The sequence below is a fragment of the Winogradskyella jejuensis genome (genome assembly GCF_900129745.1).
In the GTDB taxonomy this organism is placed as follows: domain Bacteria; phylum Bacteroidota; class Bacteroidia; order Flavobacteriales; family Flavobacteriaceae; genus Winogradskyella; species Winogradskyella jejuensis.
This window is the reverse complement of record NZ_FQWS01000003.1, coordinates 1-21,683: the sequence shown is the minus strand read 5'-3', so window position 1 is coordinate 21,683 and position 21,683 is coordinate 1. Positions and strand designations below refer to the sequence as shown.

20 protein-coding genes are annotated in these 21,683 nt (G+C 34.6%); 13 read left to right on the top strand and 7 right to left on the bottom strand.

The annotated features are described in order from the left end of the window. Nucleotides 1-142: 142 nt before the first annotated feature. Nucleotides 143-2,749 carry an ATP-dependent chaperone ClpB gene (clpB, locus tag BUB95_RS13565; RefSeq protein WP_073087507.1) on the bottom strand — a complete coding sequence of 869 codons (2,607 nt, stop codon included), beginning with the start codon at nucleotides 2,747-2,749 and terminating at the stop codon, nucleotides 143-145. A gap of 180 nt (nucleotides 2,750-2,929) precedes the next feature. Between clpB and ytxJ the strand changes: the two genes are divergently transcribed. Beyond that, nucleotides 2,930-3,316, top strand: a complete 387-nt coding sequence (ytxJ, locus tag BUB95_RS13560; protein WP_073087505.1) for a bacillithiol system redox-active protein YtxJ — start codon at nucleotides 2,930-2,932, stop codon at nucleotides 3,314-3,316. Between the two features lie 127 nt (nucleotides 3,317-3,443). Then, nucleotides 3,444-4,844: a hypothetical protein gene (locus BUB95_RS13555; RefSeq protein ID WP_143185613.1), complete on the top strand. Its 1,401-nt coding sequence runs from the start codon at nucleotides 3,444-3,446 to the stop codon at nucleotides 4,842-4,844. Nucleotides 4,845-4,999: 155 nt separating this feature from the next. Here the strand turns inward: BUB95_RS13555 and BUB95_RS13550 are convergent, their stop codons facing one another. Further along, nucleotides 5,000-5,386, bottom strand: coding sequence for a thiol-disulfide oxidoreductase DCC family protein (locus BUB95_RS13550; RefSeq protein ID WP_073087637.1), 387 nt, complete (start codon nucleotides 5,384-5,386; stop codon nucleotides 5,000-5,002). A 154-nt stretch (nucleotides 5,387-5,540) separates the two neighbouring features. Between BUB95_RS13550 and BUB95_RS13545 the strand changes: the two genes are divergently transcribed. Beyond that, complete coding sequence (locus BUB95_RS13545) at nucleotides 5,541-5,840, top strand: HPF/RaiA family ribosome-associated protein (RefSeq protein WP_073087501.1); 300 nt, start codon at nucleotides 5,541-5,543, stop codon at nucleotides 5,838-5,840. Nucleotides 5,841-5,876: 36 nt separating this feature from the next. Here BUB95_RS13545 and rlmH read toward each other — a convergent pair whose 3' ends face one another. Beyond that, nucleotides 5,877-6,350 (bottom strand): 23S rRNA (pseudouridine(1915)-N(3))-methyltransferase RlmH, encoded by a 474-nt coding sequence (gene rlmH / locus BUB95_RS13540; protein WP_073087499.1) that lies wholly within the window; start codon nucleotides 6,348-6,350, stop codon nucleotides 5,877-5,879. Between the two features lie 125 nt (nucleotides 6,351-6,475). Between rlmH and nadC the strand changes: the two genes are divergently transcribed. The 4 genes from nadC to priA are packed head-to-tail and all read left to right on the top strand — an operon-like array spanning nucleotide 6,476 to nucleotide 11,157. Beyond that, nucleotides 6,476-7,333 carry a carboxylating nicotinate-nucleotide diphosphorylase gene (gene nadC / locus BUB95_RS13535; RefSeq protein WP_073087496.1) on the top strand — a complete coding sequence of 286 codons (858 nt, stop codon included), beginning with the start codon at nucleotides 6,476-6,478 and terminating at the stop codon, nucleotides 7,331-7,333. 16 nt (nucleotides 7,334-7,349) lie between these two features. Beyond that, complete coding sequence (locus BUB95_RS13530; protein WP_073087494.1) at nucleotides 7,350-8,291, top strand: YihY/virulence factor BrkB family protein; 942 nt, start codon at nucleotides 7,350-7,352, stop codon at nucleotides 8,289-8,291. Beyond that, on the top strand, nucleotides 8,288-8,704 hold the full coding sequence (locus tag BUB95_RS13525; RefSeq protein WP_073087492.1) for a DUF2147 domain-containing protein: 417 nt from the start codon (nucleotides 8,288-8,290) through the stop codon (nucleotides 8,702-8,704). The genes BUB95_RS13530 and BUB95_RS13525 overlap by 4 nt, the downstream gene beginning before the upstream one ends. Continuing rightward, nucleotides 8,704-11,157 (top strand): replication restart helicase PriA, encoded by a 2,454-nt coding sequence (gene priA, locus BUB95_RS13520; protein ID WP_073087490.1) that lies wholly within the window; start codon nucleotides 8,704-8,706, stop codon nucleotides 11,155-11,157. Before BUB95_RS13525 ends, priA begins: the two co-directional genes overlap by 1 nt. Nucleotides 11,158-11,165: 8 nt before the next feature. Here priA and BUB95_RS13515 read toward each other — a convergent pair whose 3' ends face one another. Further along, nucleotides 11,166-11,861 carry a LytR/AlgR family response regulator transcription factor gene (locus BUB95_RS13515; protein WP_073087488.1) on the bottom strand — a complete coding sequence of 232 codons (696 nt, stop codon included), beginning with the start codon at nucleotides 11,859-11,861 and terminating at the stop codon, nucleotides 11,166-11,168. Nucleotides 11,862-12,057: 196 nt separating this feature from the next. Here BUB95_RS13515 and rpsF point away from each other — a divergent pair, with 196 nt between their 5' ends. The 5 genes from rpsF to BUB95_RS13490 all read left to right on the top strand — a co-directional run bounded on the left by rpsF (nucleotide 12,058) and on the right by BUB95_RS13490 (nucleotide 14,576). Then, nucleotides 12,058-12,396 (top strand): 30S ribosomal protein S6, encoded by a 339-nt coding sequence (gene rpsF, locus BUB95_RS13510; protein ID WP_073087486.1) that lies wholly within the window; start codon nucleotides 12,058-12,060, stop codon nucleotides 12,394-12,396. 2 nt (nucleotides 12,397-12,398) lie between these two features. Further along, complete coding sequence (rpsR, locus tag BUB95_RS13505; RefSeq protein WP_073087484.1) at nucleotides 12,399-12,695, top strand: 30S ribosomal protein S18; 297 nt, start codon at nucleotides 12,399-12,401, stop codon at nucleotides 12,693-12,695. Between the two features lie 13 nt (nucleotides 12,696-12,708). Beyond that, a complete protein-coding gene (gene rplI, locus BUB95_RS13500; protein ID WP_073087482.1) occupies nucleotides 12,709-13,158 on the top strand; it encodes a 50S ribosomal protein L9 in 450 nt (149 codons plus the stop codon). Between the two features lie 75 nt (nucleotides 13,159-13,233). Further along, entirely contained in the window at nucleotides 13,234-14,097 is an 864-nt protein-coding gene (locus BUB95_RS13495) for a glycerophosphodiester phosphodiesterase family protein (protein ID WP_073087480.1), read from the top strand. 2 nt (nucleotides 14,098-14,099) lie between these two features. Continuing rightward, nucleotides 14,100-14,576 (top strand): DUF6495 family protein, encoded by a 477-nt coding sequence (locus BUB95_RS13490; RefSeq protein ID WP_073087477.1) that lies wholly within the window; start codon nucleotides 14,100-14,102, stop codon nucleotides 14,574-14,576. Nucleotides 14,577-14,664: 88 nt separating this feature from the next. Here the strand turns inward: BUB95_RS13490 and BUB95_RS13485 are convergent, their stop codons facing one another. Beyond that, nucleotides 14,665-15,909, bottom strand: a complete 1,245-nt coding sequence (locus tag BUB95_RS13485; RefSeq protein WP_073087475.1) for an ABC transporter permease — start codon at nucleotides 15,907-15,909, stop codon at nucleotides 14,665-14,667. Nucleotides 15,910-16,069: 160 nt separating this feature from the next. On the opposite strand from BUB95_RS13485, the gene hisS reads away from it, so the two are divergent. Then, the gene (hisS, locus tag BUB95_RS13480; protein ID WP_073087473.1) at nucleotides 16,070-17,506 is read left to right on the top strand and encodes a histidine--tRNA ligase; all 1,437 of its coding nucleotides are present in this window, start codon (nucleotides 16,070-16,072) and stop codon (nucleotides 17,504-17,506) included. A 53-nt stretch (nucleotides 17,507-17,559) separates the two neighbouring features. Here hisS and BUB95_RS13475 read toward each other — a convergent pair whose 3' ends face one another. Next, on the bottom strand, nucleotides 17,560-20,964 hold the full coding sequence (locus BUB95_RS13475) for an amidohydrolase family protein (RefSeq protein WP_073087471.1): 3,405 nt from the start codon (nucleotides 20,962-20,964) through the stop codon (nucleotides 17,560-17,562). Between the two features lie 146 nt (nucleotides 20,965-21,110). Continuing rightward, nucleotides 21,111-21,683: T9SS type A sorting domain-containing protein (locus BUB95_RS13470; RefSeq protein WP_143185612.1), on the bottom strand; the 573-nt coding region annotated here is incomplete at its 5' end.

Below are 21,683 nucleotides of genomic sequence, written 5' to 3'. Positions count from 1 at the left end.
CGGAGTATTCTAAAATAAAAAGGCAACGCTACTTTGTTTGGACGTCTCAAACGTATTTTGCGTTGCCTTAAATTGCCTGCCGCTAAGCAGACCAACCAATCAATATAAAGACTGTTTAGCGGCTATTTTGTTACACTAGAATTTAAATTTCTTCAATTACCAAATCCCCTTGATTTCGGAAGACTAACTGACCATCAAATTCATCTAAAAGGATAATACTGTTTGTACTTACCTTGCCAGCTAGGATTTCTTTACTCAATAGATTTAAGACTTCTTTCTGAATGACTCGTTTTACAGGTCTAGCACCGTATTCTGGATTGTACCCTTTATTGGCTAGATAGGTCTTTGCTTCTTGCGTCGCATCAAACGTAATGCCTTGTTGGGCAATCATTTTGGTTACCGATTTTAATTGTAAGTCAACAATACTAATGATGTTTTCTTTAGATAAAGGCGTAAACATTATAGTATCATCAATACGGTTTAAAAACTCAGGTCTTACCGTCTGTTTTAGTAAACCAAGTACATCAACCTTTGCGGCTTCCATCGCTGATGGAATATCTTCTGTAGCATTAAAGCGCTCTTGAATAATATGACTTCCCATGTTTGAGGTCATAATAATAATCGTGTTTTTAAAATCTGCCACACGTCCTTTGTTATCCGTTAGGCGACCTTCGTCTAAAACTTGCAACAAAATATTAAAGGTATCTGGGTGCGCCTTTTCAATCTCATCTAATAAGACTACAGAATAAGGTTTTCTACGAACAGCTTCAGTTAATTGTCCACCTTCATCGTAACCCACATAGCCTGGAGGCGCTCCAACCAATCGACTTACTGCATGGCGTTCTTGATATTCGCTCATGTCTATTCGTGTCATAGCATTTTCGTCATCAAACAGATACTCTGCTAACGCTTTTGCTAATTCTGTTTTACCAACACCGGTTGTTCCTAAAAAGAGGAAAGTACCAATTGGTTTTTGTGGATTTTGCAATCCTGCACGTGAGCGTCTTACCGCATCACTGACGGCTTCAATAGCTTCCTCTTGACCGACAACACGTTTATGCAATTGGTCTTCTAATTTTAAGAGTTTTTCGCGCTCACTTTGTATCATTTTAGTCACAGGAATACCTGTCCATTTTGCTACAACATCTGCAATATCTTCGTAAGTGACTTCCTCTTTAATCAAAGCTGTTTCTTGCTGTGCGGCGAGTTGCTTCTGAAATTCTTCAAGCTGCTCCGTAGCCTCTTTAATTTTCCCGTAACGGATTTCAGCAACTTTACCATAATCGCCGTCACGCTCAGCACGCTCAGCCTCAAGCTTATAATTCTCAATATCTTGTTTTATATTCTGAACATTTTCTACAACCTCTTTTTCGTTTTTCCATTTGGCGTTAAGTTCGTTGCGTTCTTCTTTAAGATTTGCCAATTCAGCTTTTAAAGATTTCAATTTACTTTCATCCTTTTCACGCTTAATCGCTTCATGCTCAATTTCAAGCTGCATGATTTTACGATCCAAAACATCAAGTTCTTCTGGTTTAGAGTTGATTTCCATGCGTAATTTAGAGGCTGCTTCGTCCATTAGGTCAATAGCCTTATCTGGTAAGAACCTATTGGTTATATAACGATTAGATAATTCCACTGCGCCAATAATTGCTTCGTCTTTAATACGCACTTTGTGATGCGTCTCGTATTTTTCTTTGATACCTCTTAGAATAGAAATTGCGCTCTCGGTATCTGGCTCATTTACCTGTACTTTCTGAAAACGACGCTCCAGGGCTTTATCTTGCTCGAAATATTTTTGGTATTCATCTAATGTGGTTGCACCAATGGCACGTAGTTCTCCACGAGCCAAAGCAGGTTTTAGAATGTTTGCTGCATCCATAGCGCCTTGTCCGCCACCAGCACCAACGAGCGTATGGATTTCGTCAATAAATAAAACGATATCACCATCACTTGTAGTAACTTCTTTTATAACTGCCTTCAGACGCTCTTCAAATTCACCTTTATATTTTGCGCCAGCAATTAAAGCACCCATATCTAAGGCAAATATTTGCTTATCCTTTAAATTTTCTGGTACATCACCATCAATAATTCGGTGTGCTAAACCTTCTGCGATAGCGGTTTTACCTGTGCCAGGCTCACCAACCAAAATTGGATTGTTTTTTGTACGTCTCGATAAAATTTGTAGTATTCGTCTAATCTCTTCATCACGACCAATAACGGGGTCCAACTTTCCGTCTTGAGCTAATTGGTTGAGGTTCTTCGCGTACTTATTTAAAGAATTGTAAGTCTCTTCTTGACTTTGAGAGGTAACTCTATCGCCTTTACGCAATTCTTCGATAGCTGAATTTAACGCCTTTTCAGAAACGCCTTGGTCTTTAAGAACCTGAGCTATTTTACTTTTAGATTTAAAAATGGCCAAGACTAAATGCTCTACAGACACAAAATCATCATTCATTTTTTTAGCGATGATTGATGCTTCGTTGACTGTTTTTCCTGCTTCTCTAGAAAGCATGATATCTGTTCCACTAACTTTAGGGTAGCTTTCTAAGTCTTTATCAAGAATTTGTTCTAGCAACCCAACATTAACGTTTAGTTTCTTTAATAGAAATGGCAATACATTCTCATCGACATTGAGAATGCCTTTAAAAATGTGCTCATTTTCTATCTGCTGATGACCATAACTCTGCGCAATTTGTTGCGCTTGTTGTATAGCCTCTTGAGATTTAATGGTATAATTATTAAAATTCATAGTTATATTTTTTATGTCAATTGTTGTCGACGTTTTTCTTTTTCTGTTAGGTATATTTCAATTATCTTACCAACACATTAAAAACGACAAAATGTCTTAAAACCCTTGATTTACAATGACTTTTTGTCTGTTTGTAAGTCGAGATTTATTTTTCGACTCAATTGAAAAAGAAAAACATATATGGGACTATTTAATAAATTATTTAACTCTTCATCTGAGTCTAAGGAAGAGAAAGCCTTGCCCTGGCAAGCCTTAACTACGGTTAGTCAATTAGATGAAATAGAAAAGCGCTCCTTGGGTAAAACCCAATTGATTTTTAAGCACTCTACGCGTTGTGGTATTAGTAGAATGGTGATGAATCAGTTTGTGTCTATATACGATTTAGATTTAAACGCCGATTTGTACTATTTGGATTTATTAAATTACCGAGAAGTCTCTAACGAAACGGGTTATAAATTTCAAGTCTTACACCAGTCGCCACAATTGTTAGTTATTAGAAATGGTGTTGCTGTTGCTCATGCCTCTCATGGTGGGATTAATGAGTTGGAATTGGGGAAGTTTGTTTAATAAGTCTTTGATAGTTTGAATATCAACAGAATTGATTTATTAAAATTAAAAATATAACTTCGCTTGACTACTGATATAGTTCATTAAAACGAACCATATCGTTAAGTTGGCAGTAATAATCCATGACATGAAAACAAGGTTTCTATATATCATATTACTCTTGGGAGTTGTTTCTTGTCAAAAAGAGATGGAAACGCAAGTCGCCAATCCTTCGCCACGTTTTGAAAAAATTAATTATTTCAAATATCCAATAAACTTCGATACCGTTCCATTTAAGTATAGATTAACCTATTATTTTGACAATGGCAAACCACACAGATGGTTAGAATCGGATTCTCTTGGATTAGTCATGACAGATTATATCTACGAATATGACGATAACTGGACACAGATAGGTGCTCGATATCGGGAGGAAGGCGCTTCTGAATTTTCAATTGAAAAAGTAAGATTTGAGAATGACAGCACAATGGTTACCGAATGGATTGATTCTATTGGTAAGGTCTATTATACAATGAAAGATAATCTGAACAAACAAAAGAAAACATACAGGGCTGAATTTATCGGAGATAAAACCCATGGTTATGATTCCACATTTTACACAAAAGAGGGCTTTGAAAAGAGAATATTTTTCACAAACACAAAAGGAAAAATTTTTAACGATAGACGGTTTATTTACGATTCTTTAAATAAGTACAACAATTGGGTCGAAAGAAAGAAAATAATGGAAGATACCATCAGAGAAATTCAATTTAGAGAGGTCTACTATGATAATCGGTTTGTCTCAGATGAGGGAAAGTATTATGAAGGCATTTTATCTACTGGAGAATTATCAGAGAATGTGATTAGTTTTTCAAAAGACCAATCGGTTATGTTCCTTACCAGAACTTCAGATTGGACAAACCAATCTGCCTTTATAGCTCATTTAAAGAATGGATTATTAACAGAAACGGTTCAAATAAATGAATTGGATTCAATTTATAATGGAGCTATTTCACCCAGTGGAAATAAAATAATCTATAGTGTTAGAAAAGATAATCAAGAAGACATATATCTCATTGAAAAAACAGATGATAAGTGGACCAAAAAAATAAATTTATCAGAGTCATCAGGAATAGAGGGCGGATATTTCTATTGGCTAACTGAATCAAAAATTTATTTCCAATCTACATTAAATGAAGGAGATATTGTGCGAGCAAAACTTGAAAATAACACCTTGAGTATCGAAGATTACCTAACAAATTTGAACACGGAAAAAGGAACAGAGTTTAGTCCATATGTAGATTCAAATATGCGCTATATAATATTTACAAGATATATAGAAGGTGATACATCTAACCAAGGTTTTTTTATAAGTTACAACGAGAATAATTTTGACAAACCTAAATGGAGTATACCAAGTAAATTAACAATGTTGCCTTATGGATGGAGTGCCTACGTCACAAATAGTACTAATCAATTTCTATATACTGATGGAGATGATATATACAGTGTTCCAATGGAAAAATTGAAATTGAATATTAAGAATTAAAATTTCTACTGCCAACAACGTGTATAATCCATAGCTACCTCCTACTTCAAAGAATATTTACTACTTTTAATTCGTACTGATTCCTTACTCGGAAATTCTAACGAATTTCCCGCAACGGAATCATACACCAACCGTTAAGCGTAACTCCAAAACTCCTACCTAAAATCAATAGTACAACTCTTAGAATTTCCAAACCATTTTACACGATTTTTAGAGGCTGTTTTATAGATGTAATCGCGTATTAATCTTGGAATAAAACCTAAAAGAGCGGCGACGCGTTTCCACTTTGGGATTTTAGAAATAATCTTTAGAAAACCATCTGAGTGTGTCTTCACACCAGTAGCATCTATCAAAATCACAGTATCTAAACGTTCTGTAGGGAATCCGTGTTGGTGTAATAATTGCTGCCCATAAACCGACTGAAAGGCTACAAACTGAAACAAATCCTCTGGTGCAAACTTGAGTAGCCAACCCACAACGCCGTTGCAGAGATTACATTCGCCATCAAAAATAATTAGATCTTTTTTTGTTTGATTAGTCATAACGATTTGATTTTGATTTATGTAGACGTAGCTATGTTGAGTAACTTTCAATTTAGGTTGTTTTTTAAAGCTTTTTTATGATAATTGTTAGGGCAAAAGCAGACTTAAAATCGTATATTTAGGTATAGAAGTTTAACCCAAAACACAAAATGATATGACTGTAAATTTTGAATATGTAAATGTGGATGTTAGTGAAACACTTTCACAATTCACAAGAGAACGATTAGATAAATTGAGTAATAAATATGAGTTTTTAATATCTGCACAAGTCTATTTTAAACAAGATGAGAAAGACCATGAAGCTGGTAAAATTTGTAATATTGAATTGAGTTTACCTGGACCACGAATTTTTGCAAAATCAAACGAGCGTGAGTATGAGTTGGCAGTCACTGAAACTATAAACGACCTCAAACGCCAACTTGATAAACGAAAAGAAACTTATAAAGTTTATTAGATATTTATAAAAGCCTGAGTAACTACTCGGGCTTTTTTATCTATGATGGTAAGGCTCGTTTCGTAATATGGTAAAGCCACGATACAACTGCTCTATAAAAAACAAACGTACCATTTGATGCGAGAAGGTCATTTTAGAGAGTCCTAATTTGCCATTAGCACGTTGATAAACCGCATCAGAAAAACCGTACGGACCACCAATAACAAATACAAGTTGTTTAATGCCTGAGTTAAGGTGCTTTTGCAGATAGTTGCTAAAGCCCACAGAATCCATTTGCTTCCCATTTTCATCAAGAAGAATTACAACATCAGAAGTTTGTGTTTTTCCTAAAATAAGTTCACCTTCTTTGTCTTTCTGCTGTGCTTCAGATAGGTGTTTCGCCTTTTTAATATCCGGAATAATTTCCAATTGAAATTTTATATAAAACCCCAAACGTTTCTGGTAGTCTTCAATTAAGGTTTGAAGCTGTTTATTGTCGGTTTTGCCAATGGCGATGAGTTTTATTTGCATTCTCAAATTTACGAATTACAATTTACGATTTATGATTTCTTAGAACTATGCCATAGATAAATCGTAAATCTAAAAATCGCATATCGTAAATCAATTTGCTATTTTTACGATAAATATTCCTACTAATGATTTCAAAAGAACAATTCAATAAAGAAATAGAGCTCATAATTGCTAATGCTATTCGTGAAGATGTTGGAGATGGAGACCACAGTTCGCTAGCTTGTATTCCTGCATCAGCTCGAGGTAAAGCAAAGCTTTTGGTTAAAGACGAAGGCATAATAGCTGGTATTGAATTTGCAAAACAAGTGTTTGCTTATGTAGATGCAGATATGAAAGTGGAGACCTTAATTGAAGATGGTTCTAAGGTTAAATATGGTGACATTGCTTTTTACGTTGAAGGTGCTTCCCAATCTATTTTAAAAGCTGAGCGATTAGTCCTTAATGCTATGCAGCGTATGAGTGCTATAGCTACAAAAACAAAAGTGTTTGTGGATTTGTTAGAAGGCACAGGAACACAAATCTTAGACACACGTAAAACCACTCCAGGTATTAGAGCACTCGAAAAATGGGCAGTGAAAATAGGTGGTGGTACTAATCATAGGTTTGCATTATATGATATGATTATGCTCAAAGACAATCACATTGATTTTGCGGGTAGTGTGAGTAAAGCCATTAACAAAACCAAAGACTATTTAAAGGAAACAGGACGTGATTTAAAAATCATTGTAGAAGCAAGAAACCTAGAGGAAATCCAAGAAATTTTAGATTGTGGTGGTGTTTATAGAATTCTTATAGATAACTTTAATTACGAAGATACACGTAAAGCTGTAAAACTTATTGGTGATAAATGTCTTACAGAATCTTCTGGAGGAATTAATGAAAAAACAGTAAGACATTATGCCGAATGTGGAGTAGATTATATTTCTTCTGGGGCTTTAACGCATTCGGTTTATAATATGGATTTAAGTCTTAAGGCCGTATAAATCGTAAATCTTATTTATGTCAAGTTCAATAGAAGAAAGACTCAAAAAAATACCCATAGTTTGCTCTCTGGTTACATTTAGCCAAAAGATTAAGCTTCCGGGATTTGAAGGTTTGTCTTTGTACGACTTGTTAGAGCTCTATGGTTTGGGAATTGTTAAAGGTACATTAACAACTCGTGCCAGTGCTATTGCGTTTAGTTTTTTTACGTCGATATTTCCATTTTTACTGTTTGTAGTTATACTTATTCCCGTAATTCCTATTGATGGTTTTGATGTAGAATTTTCTAAATTTTTAGAATCTTTTTTACCAGCACAAACCTCGGACTTTTTTATGTCTACTATTTTTGAAAACTTAGAAGGTAATAGTCAGGCAGGCTTATTATCATCTGTTTTTTTATTATCCATGTTTTTAATGGCCAATGGTGTTAATGCCGTGTTTTCAGGATTTGAAAACTCTTATCATGAGCAATTAACACGAAATATATTTCAGCAATATTTATATGCGCTAGGTATAGCTCTAATTTTAGCGTTTTTGGTTTTGTTTACTGTAGCTGTTTTCATTTACACCCAAGTATATGTTATTGTGCCATTAAATGAGGCTTTCGGTGCAGAAGAAGCAACTAATAAACAATGGATTTTGGTTGCAAAATATCTCTTTTTTGTTGTCATGGTTTATATAGCAACTGCCACTTTGTATTATTTTGGAACAAAAGAAGGAAGACAAACACGATTTTTCTCAATTGGAGCGTTATTAACCACGTTACTCATTATATTAAACTCTTATTTATTTGGTATTTACATTGATAATTTTTCGAAATACAATGAGCTTTATGGGTCTATTGGAGCACTCTTAATTTTATTATTGTATTTGTGGTTAAATGCCAATATCTTGTTACTAGGTTATGAGCTTAACGCAACCTTGCGAAGGCTTCATAAATTAAATACTATTGAAGAATGAAAAGCGGTTTACTCATAGTGTTTTTATTCAGTTTGTTACATCTAAATGCGCAATCTATTTTGGGTAAATGGAAAACCATTGATGATGAGACAGGTGAAGAAAAATCTATAGTAAATATTTATCAAAAAGATGGGAGAATTTATGGTGATATAATTGAATTAGTCAATAATAAAAACCCTAATCCACTTTGTGATTTATGTAGAGGCAAAAATAAAAACGAACCTATTATAGGAATGACCATTATAAATTATATGAAGAAAGAAGAAGATATTTATGAAGGTGGAACAATATTAAATCCAAGCAACGGAAAGGTGTATAAATGTAGATTAAAGTTAGAAACACCTAATAAATTACAGGTTAGAGGTTACGTTGCCTTCTTTTATAAAACACAATACTGGAAACGCGTTAACTAATGACAGATTTTGTCGATGTTATATTGCCAATCCCTCTTCAAAAAGCCTTTACGTATTATATTACTGAAGCCGAAGCTACTTTTCTAAAACCAGGAATGCGTGTTGCTGTCCCTTTTGGTAAAAGCAAAATATATACAGCTCTAGTTTACAAAACTCATAAAACGCCTCCAACGGCTTATGAAGCTAAAACTATTCATCAGATTCTGGATGAAAAGCCATTAGTAACAGAGCAGCAATTGCAACATTGGCAATGGATTTCTAGTTATTATATGTGCAGCCTAGGCGAAGTTATGCGTGCAGCAATGCCAAATGCTTTTATCCTTGAAAGTGAAACCATAATTTCTAGAAATGAAACTGCTGAAATTTCAGACTCTGAATTAAAAGATGATGAGTTTTTAATTTATGAAGCCTTGCACCATCAATCGTCTTTAAAGATTGACGATGTCATATCTATTTTAGACCGAAAACGAGTCTTACCAATTATAAATTCGCTAGTAGAAAAAGGAGTAGTTCAGCTTCAAGAAGAAATTTATCAAAAATATACACCCAAGTTGGTCCGTTATGTTCGGCTACATTCAACTTTTAAGTCCGAAGTAAAACTTCAAGAATTGTTAGAAGATTTAAGTCGTGCTAAAAAGCAACGTGAAGTGGTACTGAGTTTATTTCAGCTCGAAGTACGGTCTAAAAAACCAATAAAAGTTTCAGATTTAGCAACACATAGTGGTGCTTCTTCCGCTATTATAAAGGCATTGATTGATAAAGATATTCTTGAAGAATATCATATCCAAATCGATAGAGTCTCATTTGATGAAGAAACTACAGATGATTCAAAAGAGCTTAACGAATTTCAGACAAAAGCGTTGAGTGAGATTAAATTACAGTTCAGTGAGAAATCAGTTCTGCTTTTACATGGCGTTACGTCTTCAGGAAAAACAGAACTCTACATTAAGCTTATTGAGGAGCAACTTGCTACAGGTAAGCAAGTCCTATATCTCCTTCCAGAAATAGCTTTGACCACTCAATTGGTATCACGTTTACAAAACTATTTTGGAGAAAAAGTGGCAGTTTTTCATTCGAGATACTCAGGTAATGAGCGTGTAGAAGCTTGGAATAATATTCTTAATAGTTCTGAAAAAGCACAAATCATCATAGGAGCAAGGTCTGCCTTATTATTACCGTTTCAGAATTTAGGTTTTATTATTGTAGATGAAGAGCATGAGCAATCTTATAAGCAGTTTGATCCAGCACCGCGGTATCATGCTCGTGATGCAGCAATAGTTTTGGCTAATATGTTTGGAGCAAAAACGCTTTTAGGAACAGCTACACCAAGTTTAGAGACGTATTACAATGCATCAGAAGGTAAATATGGTTTAGTGGAACTGAGCCAGCGCTATAATGATGTGTTGATGCCAGATATCGAGCTCGTAGATTTGGCAGACAAGTACAAGAGAAAACGCATGAAAGGTCATTTTAGTGACCGATTAATTGAAGAAATGACTGAAGCCTTAGTAGAAGGCTTTCAAGTGATTTTATTTCAGAATCGAAGAGGCTTTTCTCCAATTATAGAATGCACTACTTGTGGGCATTCACCGCAATGTCCAAATTGTGATGTCAGTTTAACGTATCATCAATACCGTGACCAATTGCGCTGCCATTATTGTGGGTATAATTCTGCGATGCTAAAGAGTTGTCAAGCTTGTGGAAATGTAACCTTAGATACTAAAGGCTTCGGAACAGAGCAGATAGAGGGAGAGGTTAAAACATTATTTCCTGATAACACTGTCGCTCGAATGGATTTAGATACCACTCGAGGTAAATACGGTTTCGAAAAATTAATCACTCGGTTTGAACAGAAAGAAATAGACATCCTAGTTGGTACGCAGATGTTGACTAAAGGTTTAGATTTTAGATATGTAAAATTGGTTGGGATTCTCAATGCAGATAACTTACTTAACTTTCCAGATTTTAGAGCTCATGAGCGTAGTTATCAATTAATGGCTCAAGTATCTGGAAGAGCAGGACGTACTGATGTTAGAGGAAAGGTTTTGATTCAGACTTACAATCCGCATCATAATATTTTGCAGCAGGTATCTACAAATTCTTATTACGACATGTATAAGGAACAGTTGAATGATAGATTTAACTATAAGTATCCGCCGATTTTTAGATTGATAAAAATAACGCTGAAGCATAAAGATTACAATCGTGTGAATTTAGCAGCAGATTGGTACGCCAAATCTTTAAGGCAGTTGTTCAAGGCTCACGTTTTAGGTCCTGAGTTTCCGCCAGTATCTCGAATTAGAAATCAGTATCACAAGAATATACTCATTAAGATTCCTCAAAAACAATCCTTACCAAAAACAAAAGAAGCTATTAGTAAAATACATAATAGCTTCATGAGTATAAAAGACTTTAGGTCTGTGAGAGTAGTAATTAATGTAGATAATTACTAGGCTTATCTTCACATATTATTAAGCGCGTCAACTAGTTGTGTTTTTTTGTTTCGGCTTAAGGGTATCTCGTAAGCACCAACTTCAACATTTTTGCTGTTAAAGCGGTCTATTTTATCTAGATTTACAATATAAGATTTATGAATTCTTAAGAATTTACCTTCAGGTAATTCTTTTTCAAAGGCTTTCATTGTGGATAAAACAACTAAGCTGTTTTCTTCAGTAACTACTTTTACGTAATCACCAAGGGCTTCAATCCATTTAATATCTTTGATATAAACTTTACGCTTTTTAAGGTTACTCTTCACGAAGATATGTTCGCCTTCAGTTTCGTTAAAGTCTAGTTTAAGTTTATGTTGTTCTATGGCTTTTTCTACAGCTTGATTAAAACGCTCTTTTGTAATTGGTTTCTGTAAATAGTCTGTGGCATCGTAGTTAAATGCTTTAAAGGCATATTCGGTTTTACCAGTGACAAAAATAATTTGGGGTTTATTATTTAAGACATCTAGAAGTTCGAAACCATTAAGAACAGGCATTTCTATATCAAGGAAGATTAAATCTACTTTTTTAGTATTTAATCCGTTTTTAGTTTCTAATGCACTACTGTATTCAGCAACGAGATTTAGGGACTCGTGATTTTCTATGAGTTTTACGATAGATAATCGCTGGATAGCAGAGTCATCAACAACCACACAGTTTAAAGTCATAACATTCAATTTTTAGGTTAAGCTTCGACAATAGTACAAAAAATTCGGACAAATACCAAAAATCATCGATTAAATGCAAAATTTATGAAAATTTATTCAAATCAGAAGTCTGCTAAAAATTAGCTATAAATCCTTGGTACACTTTTAAATAATGTGTATTTTTGCACCCGTTTTAACAATAAACAAACAAATTATTATGAATCATTATGAAACTGTTTTCATCTTAAATCCCGTTTTATCTGATGACCAGATAAAGGAAACAGTAAAGAAATACGAAGACTTTCTTGTTTCTAAAGGAGCTAAGATGATTGCCAAAGAAGATTGGGGCTTAAAAAAGTTGGCTTACCCAATCCAAAACAAAAAGAGTGGTTTTTATCACTTATTTGAGTACACTGTAGCTGGTGAGGCTATCGAACCTTTAGAGTTAGAGTTTAGACGTGATGAGCGTTTTATGCGTTACTTAACTGTAAAATTAGACAAGCACGCTGTGGCTTGGGCTGAGAGAAGAAGAGAAAGAAACAAACAAAAAGCTTAATTATGGCATCTATAGATCAACAAGCAAAAGGAAAAAAAGATGGAGAGATTAGATATCTTACTCCACTAAATATAGAGACTTCAAAAAATAAGAAGTATTGCCGTTTCAAAAAGTCTGGTATTAAGTATGTAGATTACAAAGATCCAGATTTCTTATTAAAGTTTGTAAACGAGCAAGGAAAATTATTACCAAGACGTTTAACAGGAACTTCTTTAAAATACCAAAGAAAAGTATCTGTAGCGGTAAAAAGAGCAAGACACTTGGCTTTAATGCCATATGTAGCTGATTTATTAAAATAAATATATCATAACAATGGAACTTATATTAAAACAAGACGTTGAGAATTTAGGATTTAAAGACGATATTGTAACAGTTAAGAACGGTTATGGTAGAAACTTTTTAATTCCTCAAGGGCAAGCAATTTTAGCAACTGCTTCTGCAAAGAAAGTATTAGCTGAAAACTTAAAGCAACGTGCCTTTAAAGAGCAAAAATTAATTGACGACGCTAAGAAAGTAGCTGAAGCATTAGCAAATTTAGAAGTAAAGATAGCTTCTAAAGTTGGTGCTGGAGACAAGTTATTTGGTTCTGTAAACAACATTGATGTTGCAGATGCATTACAAAAAGCTGGTCATAGTATTGAGAAGAAATTTATCAATGTTATAGGTGGTAACGTTAAGCGTTTAGGAAAATACGATGCGGTTGTTAGATTGCATAGAGAAGTAGTTGTAGATTTACCATTCGAGGTAGTTGCAGAAGCTTAATCTCAATTTTCAAAATTTTAAAAACCGTTTAGTTCATCCTAGACGGTTTTTTTATTCATATTAAAATTAAATTCTATGCGGTTTATTTACCTTTTTGTAATTGGCATTCTTTTTTTAGGATGTAAGACTGAAAAGAAAGAAACACAATCAAAAGATTCTGTTTTATTAGAAACGTTTCGTTACTCAAATAACCAAGCACCGCAAATAAGTGTGCATCGTGGAGGAAAGGCTATCAAGAAGTATCCTGAAAATTGTTTGGAGACCATACAGTATGTCAATAATCAAATGAAGGCTATATACGAGATAGATGTAGCAAAAACTAAAGATGGAAAGCTGGTGCTTTTACACGATAATTCTATTGATAGAACAACAACAGGAACAGGACTAGTAAAAAACAAAACCTACAGCGAGCTAAAGGCATTTAATTTAGTTGACGACTTTGGAAATGAAACTCAATTCAAAATTCCTTTATTCAAGGATGTTTTGGATTGGAGTAAAACGAATAATGTAGTGCTTAGTGTTGATATTAAGCGAAGTGTACCACAAAGCGAAGTAATAGAAGCAATAAAAGCGGCAAATGCAGAAGATGTATGTATCATTATTACTTACGATTTGTCACAAGCAAAATCTGCGTATGAAACTGCTCCAGATATGTTACTATCCGTATCTGCACGAAACGAACTTGAACTCAATGCACTTTTAGCTTCTGATATCCCTACAAAAAATATGATTGCTTTCACAGGAACACGATTATCAAATAAATCGTTATTTGACAAGCTGCATGAGAATGATATTCTAACAATGCTTGGGACTTTAGGTAACTTAGATAAACGTGCCGAAGTTCGTGGTGATGAGATTTATAAACAATGGTTACAGTTGGGTGCAGATATGCTTGCAACAGATAGACCATTTGCTGTAGCTGAGGTTTTAAAGAAATAAAAATGAAATACACAAGACTTACAAAAGAGCAGTTTGAAGAACTGTATCAAGAGTTTATCAATTTTTTAGCCACCCAATCTATTTCCGCAGATGAGTGGGAAGATATCAAAAAGAACAAACCTGAAACTGCTGAACAAGAATTAGATGTCTTTAGTGATTTGGTATGGTTAGGAGTATTAAGTAAGGTGAAGTATATAGAACATATTTCTCCACAGCAGATTCATTTATTTAAGTGTAGAGAAAAGGATATGCATCTTATAGCATTGAAGATTAATAACGATGCTGTAGATTTTACTACTAAAGAAGGTTTTGAGTGGTTGAGAAACAATTTACTATCTGATAGTGTTGAATTTTTTAATGCAAAAAAAGACTATTCAGAAGATAAGCACATGGATATCTTTAAACTGATTCAACAAGGTGGAAATATTACCAAAGGTGAATTGTTTCAGTATTTTGAAAAGCTAATAGGGCAGAAATAAGTGTAAAGCAATTAGTATTAAGTTAAAAGTAATAAGTGTAGAATGTTTGGTATTTAACTACTTTACACTAATCACTTAATACTAAAGCTTACTCGTAGCGCAGAGACTCTATAGGGTCTAATTTAGCGGCTTTTGTTGCAGGATATACTCCAGATATTACAGCTACAATAAAGGCAATAGCCACACCCCAAAACATAGCAAACCAAGGTGTTGAAAATTGAAGTTCAAAAACGGTTGCTAATAACCAACCAATAGAAATTCCGAGTATTATACCTAATACAGCACCCAATTGACCAATAACAACGGTTTCAATAAAAAACTGAACGGCTATAGTTTTGCTCTTAGCTCCTAAAGCTTTTCTAACTCCAATTTCACGTGTTCGCTCACTAACAGATACTAACATTATGTTCATTAAGGCAATGGTAGAGCCAAAAATGGTGATGATACTTATAATCCATGCAGCAATGTAGAGATAGCTAGAAATATTACTTATTCTATTTATTAAGTCTTCGCTACGTTCTAGACCAAAATCATTTTCTTCAACAGGGTTAAGTCCTCTTACATTTCTAAATGTTAAAACGGCATCATCTTGTGCGCCTTCTAGCATATCTTTTTTGTCAACTTTAATGCTTAGGTTGTAGTTGATAAAAGGATTGGTAAAAATTGAACGCGCTTTTTGGATGGGCAGAATAACCCTTAAATCTTGGTTGTTTCCAAAGGTGGCGCCTTTTTCTTTTAGATGGCCAATAACTTTAAATTTTGAGCCTCTAACACTAATGGTTTGTCCAACAGGATTAACATCTTTAAACAGGGCTTTAACCAAATCACTACCAATCACACAAACCGCATTGTTGTTTGTAATATCAAAAACATTAAAACCACGACCACCTTCAACTTCTAAACCAGAATTCTCTAAAAAATGTTCGTTTGCACCAAGAACTCTAACTTCAGGGTCTGTTTTATCAGAATCTGTTTTTATTTCAGCGGCTCTTGTACCTATAAAAGAGACCGATGTCTTTGTAAACGGAAAATCATAACTATCCTGAAAATCTTTTACATTTCTATACGTAATAACAGGGTTTACTTTCTGACGCTCTCTACTACTTTGGCGTTGGGTATTAAACTCGTAGCGTTGTATATTAAATGTATTTGCACCCATCGATGAAAAGTCACTAGAAATGGTGTTTTCCAAAGCAGATACACCACTTAAAATTCCAACAAGTGCCATAATACCAATGCCAATAATCACAACAGTAAGTATCGTTCTAAGAAGTTGCCCTTTTATAGAACCTAGGGCTATTTTTATATTTTCTTTAAAAAGAGAAACTTTCATTTTTTAGCTTAAGAGTTTGCGTCGGTTTGCTATAAGACTACCAAACGCCAATAAAGTTACTACAAATTTGAAATTACTTGGCTTTGCCTCTAAAAATTATAATATTTTTGTGACAAATTAAGATTAACGAAACGACCTTCTGCCTTTGCAGAAAATAGATATGGCACAAAAACCAAGCATACCAAAAGGAACTAGAGATTTTAATTCTGAAACTGTAGCAAAACGTAACTATATTTTTGATACGATTAAGTCTCAGTTTCAAGTTTATGGATTTCAACCTATAGAAACCCCAAGTTTTGAGAATTCTGAAACTTTAATGGGGAAATATGGTGATGAAGGCGACCGCTTGATTTTTAAAGTATTGAATACAGGAAATTTTCTTTTTGAGAAGAATACTATTGAAATGCCAGAATCTCTTAATGCTTTGAGAATAAAATCCTTAGATGATTTAAGTAATTCTGAAAAGATAGAACTTAATAAGTTTTCAAGCCGAATATCTGGAAAAGCCCTTCGTTATGACTTAACTGTACCTTTTGCACGTTATGTAGTACAACACCAAAATGAGATTGAGTTTCCGTTTAAGCGTTACCAAATTCAACCAGTTTGGCGAGCAGACCGTCCGCAAAAAGGACGATTCAGGGAATTTTACCAATGTGATGCAGATGTTATTGGCAGTACGTCTTTATTTCAAGAGGTTGAGTTTATTCAGCTTTACGATGCAGTTTTTTCGGCTTTAAATTTAAAAGGCACCACGATTAAGATCAATAATCGTAAAATTTTATCTGGTATTGCTGAGGTTATCGGTGCTCAAGATAAACTCATAGATTTTACAGTGGCTCTTGACAAACTCGATAAAATAGGCGAGGAGAAGGTCAGGGAAGAAATGCTTGGCAAAGGAATTTCTCAAGACGGCATAGATAAGCTTCAACCTTTATTTACACTTTCGGGTGATTTTGGTTCTCAAATCGAAAGTTTAAAATCTATTTTAAGCACTTCGGAAGTTGGAATAAAAGGAATTGAAGAATTAGAGTTTATAAATACAGCGATTTCTTCATTAGAATTAAAAACAGCAAAACTCCAACTAGATGTTACACTTGCTCGCGGATTAAATTATTACACAGGCGCTATTTTTGAAGTCTCAGCACCAGAAGGTGTAAGCATGGGCTCGATTGGTGGCGGTGGTCGTTACGATGACCTTACAGGTATTTTTGGTCTAAAAAACATGAGTGGCGTTGGTATTAGCTTTGGCTTAGACCGTATTTACTTAGTGTTAGAAGAACTCAATTTATTCCCAGAATCTGTAAAGGAAAACACTAAAGTATTATTCATCAATTTTGGAGAAGAAGAGGCAATGTCTTCTCTGAAAGCTGTCACTGCACTGAGAAATGAAGGTATTAAAGCAGAATTGTATCCAGATTGGATAACCTCTGGAAAGCAGATGAAAAAGCAAATGAATTACGCTAATAAACGTGAAATTCCGTTTGTGGTTTTAGTAGGCGAAGAGGAATTAAAATCTAATAGTTTTACATTAAAGAATATGGCTTCTGGAGAACAAGAAGCAGTTAGTCTTAACGATTTAATTTCTAAATTAAAATAAAAAAGACTGCCACAAAGTGACAGTCTTTTTAAATATTCTATTCACTAAATGAATTAGTTTTTCACACCTGGTAGATTATTAGGACGCTTAGTTTGCCAATTAAATTTATCGGCTTTCTTTGCTACTGGCGCTACTTCATCAAGCGTATTTGCATCATAAACAATTCCGTTTTTTACAACATGCGTTAACGTATTTGTGTTACGTAAATTGTCTAATGGATTTTTATCCATAATCAAGATATCAGCAATTTTTCCTGTTTCAATACTGCCTAAATCTTTATCTAAGCCTAAAGCCTCAGTTCCTTTTATAGTTGCTATTTTTAAAGCATCCATGTTACTCATTCCTCCGCTTGCAACTGCCCAAAGTTCCCAATGAAAGCCTAAACCTTGTAATTGGCCATGACTTCCAACACCACCAATACCATCGGCTTCAATAAGATCTTTCATAAATTCCGCATGCTTCTGAAATACATGTTCTTCATCCATAAACCAACCTGGACGTCTTCTAGATTTCTGAGCTAATTCTGCATAAGGTGTAAAATATTGTAGTTTTTTGTCACTGTAAGGATTTTCTCTTGAGTAGAAATAATTTTCAGCCCAAGGACCACCGTAAGACACCAATAAGGTTGGCGTAACCGCCATCTGAGATTCTGCTACAGTTTTAATGACATCATCGTAGATTGGATAAATAGGGAAGGAGTGCTCGTGCCCAGGATAACCGTCGATAAGGTTTACCATATTTTGCTTAAAGTCTAATCCGCCTTCTGTTGTAGGCATTAATTCTAGTTCTTTACAAGCTTTAATTACCCATTGACGTTGTTGACGATTACCAACCAAATACATTTTTATGGTCTTGGTATTGTAGTATTCGCTGTATTGCTTTAATACATCCTTTGCATGGTCGTAGTTTTCGATGTTATAAGCCCAAAAACCAACTCCTGGACCTGTACTGTAAACTCTTGGTCCATGCATCATACCAGCATCTACCATATCAGAATACGTTAATACATCTGTAGTCGCCGTTTGTGGGTCTCTTGTGGTTGTTACACCGTAAGCGAGATTTGCAGAATATATCCAAATCTGATTTTTATGTACACCCCAATTTGGCCACATGTGCGCGTGAGTATCAACGAAACCAGGTGTTATTGTTTTTCCGCTAACATCAATCACTTTTGCATCGTTTGGAACGGTAAAACTCCCTGAAGTACCAACATTTACAATTCTGTTATTTTCAATTAAAACATCTCCATTTTCGATTACTTCATTACCATTCATAGTAATGATACGTCCACCTTTAAGAAGTGTTTTTCCATTTGGAATAGAGCGAGCATATTTTACAACAACTTTATATTCATCGGCTTTAAACTGAGGTTCATCTTTTTTCTTTTTATCTTCTTTTTTATCAGTTTTAGTTGAATCTTTTGATTTTTCGGCTTCTTTTAGTTCTTTTTCTTTCTTTTTTGCCAATTTTAGGCTGTCTGCAAAAGCTTTTCCTTTTTCTAAATCATAAATGAAGTGACTAGCACCTAAAGACCAATGCACTTTTTTACTGTCTGAAGCCCATGCAGGAAACTCTCCACCCATGATTGTTAATTTATTCGCAGGAAAAGCAGCTCCTTCAGCTTTAGCTAAGGAAATAGAAGGTGTTGTTCCAATTTTTGGAATGATAACCGTGTAGACATCGTTATTAATCTTGGTTAACGCGTGGGTGCCATCTGGCGAAATTTTTATCACAGCTGGTCTTGATGCTGTGTTATTTTCGCGCCATCCTTCTTCGTGAGTTGGCATTGCGGCATGTACATCATGCTCAATTCCGAATACATCTGAAGAACCATAAGTTTTAATTCCTGTTAACTTAAGATGTTCTTTTTCGTCTGTGCCATCCCATCTTATAGAAATTAGACCTTTACCACCATGATTAAGATATACTCTGTCGTTAATTTTTGTGAAATGTGGTGTATTTCTTCCCTTTGTCTTGTCTATAATATCGATGCTTCCGCCATCAGCAGATATCCAGGCCAATTCATCTGAAGCTCCAGCAGCAAAAGGGCCAATAGCATCATCGTAAGACTGTGCAGAGCCTTTTATAAAAGCTATTTTGTTGGATTGATATGACCATGCTGGAGTTGTGTAAATCCCAGCTTGTTGTGTTAGTTGTGTTAATTTTCCACCAGTCGCGTTGACTTTGTAAAGATGTCCACCACCATTTTCCCAAGTCGTGAATGCTATTTGCTTGCCATCTGGTGACCAAGTTGGCTGTGCTTCTGTAAAATTATGTTTTGTTAATCGTTTTGGAGTTCCATCAGGAAGACTCATGACGTATAAACGGTTTAATGCTGTAAATGCAATTTTTGAACCATCGGGTGAAGGAACGGCATCACGAATTTGTGTCACAATACCTTCCGAGCTATCATCAATGGGATATTTAAAAGAGACTCTTGGTCCCATATCTAAATCCAAATCAACCTGAAATGGAATTTCTTTTGCTTCATTATTCTGAATAGAAATTGAATATATTTTCCCGCCATAAGAAGCAATTAAATTTTTACTATCTGGTGTAAATGACATTGCTGGAAGCACTCCTAACGGCGCAATAGATTCTTGTTCATCCCTTTGAACAGGATATGCTAACCAACGTTCATCACCAGTTTTTAAGTTTCGGAGCACCAATCCAGTATGCTCTTCAAAACGGCTACCATAAACCATATAATTACCATCATTAGAAAATGTAGGGGTAAAAGCTGAGCCATATCTTGATGTAATAGTTTCCGTATCACCGTCTTCACGATCGTAACTTACAATTTGGTATTGTGGCAGTTGTGCGTTGTAATTCCATGCGCCACGACGAGATGAAAAGTAAATATGATTTCCGTCTGCACTAAAAGCAGGGTCAATGAGTTTTTGAGTTTTATTTTTTGAAAGGAGTTCAGCACCAGAACCACCATCTTTATGTAAAATGAATGGTTTAATATTTCGCCTTCCTCGTGTACCAACAATATAATCGCCATCAGGACTCCAATCTGCAGCTACATGGTATTTGTTTTTGTCTTTAGTGAGTTGTTTTTGTTCTTTGGTTTCTAAGTCCATAGTCCAGACGTTGTCCGAACCGCTTTTATCTGAAATGAAAACAATAGATTTCCCGTCAGGGCTATATCTTGGATGAACATCGTATGGCATACCTTCTGTAATGCGAGTGGCTGTTCCTCCAGAAATAGGTATGGTATATAAATCGCCCATTATATCAAAAATGATAGTTTTTCCGTCAGGATGAACATCTACAGATATCCATGTACCGTTATCGGTGGAGAATTTTATTTTGCGTTCTGGTTCGAGAGGTAATTCTTTTGTTGCCTTTTTTGTAGAATCAGCTTCTTTCTTATCAGCTTCTTGGGCATTGATTTGAAATCCCAATATAAGAACGATTACAAGTAGTGATTTTGCTAAGATGTTGGTTTTCATTTTATAAATTGATTAGTTCGGAATTTAAAAACCCTAAAATAATCAATTATTGGTTGTAAAAGGAATCAAAAAATAGTTGTAATAAAAACAAAAGAGGTCATCTGATAAGACAACCTCTTTGAGTTGGATAAATTAAATAAAGAACTTTAGTTAATCAATATTTTTTTAGATACCGAACCGCTTACAGTATTTAATTTAATGATATAAGGACCAGAACTTAATTTCCCAACGTTGTATTCTGTTTGATTTCCAGATTTAATATTTTTAATATCAACGACATGTTGACCTAAGATGTTAAAGATTTGTATATCTGTAACATGTAAATTGTGTGGATTAATTAGTACCACTTTATCTGTATTATTGGCGTATAATACATCTAATTTATCTTGATTGATGATGTTATCGTCACTACCAAGACTTTCCGCATTAGGGTTGTAGAATACAATTTCGAAACGATTATCGTAATACCCAGCGTTTAAGAAGAACTCATAATCCCCTTTTTTGAAGTCGTGGTAATAGTCTAGTTCCTTGTCGTGAAGAAACATTTCACTACTTGGGTCTATGTTTACAGCTTCATCAATTTTAATGATATTGTTTCCATCATCAGCTGTATAAACTATGAGCGGATAGCTAGTTTCCTCATCCATACTGTTAGATGCTTGTATAACATAGAAATTATTATCGTTATTAATAGCCCAGAACATATCATCATCTTTGTA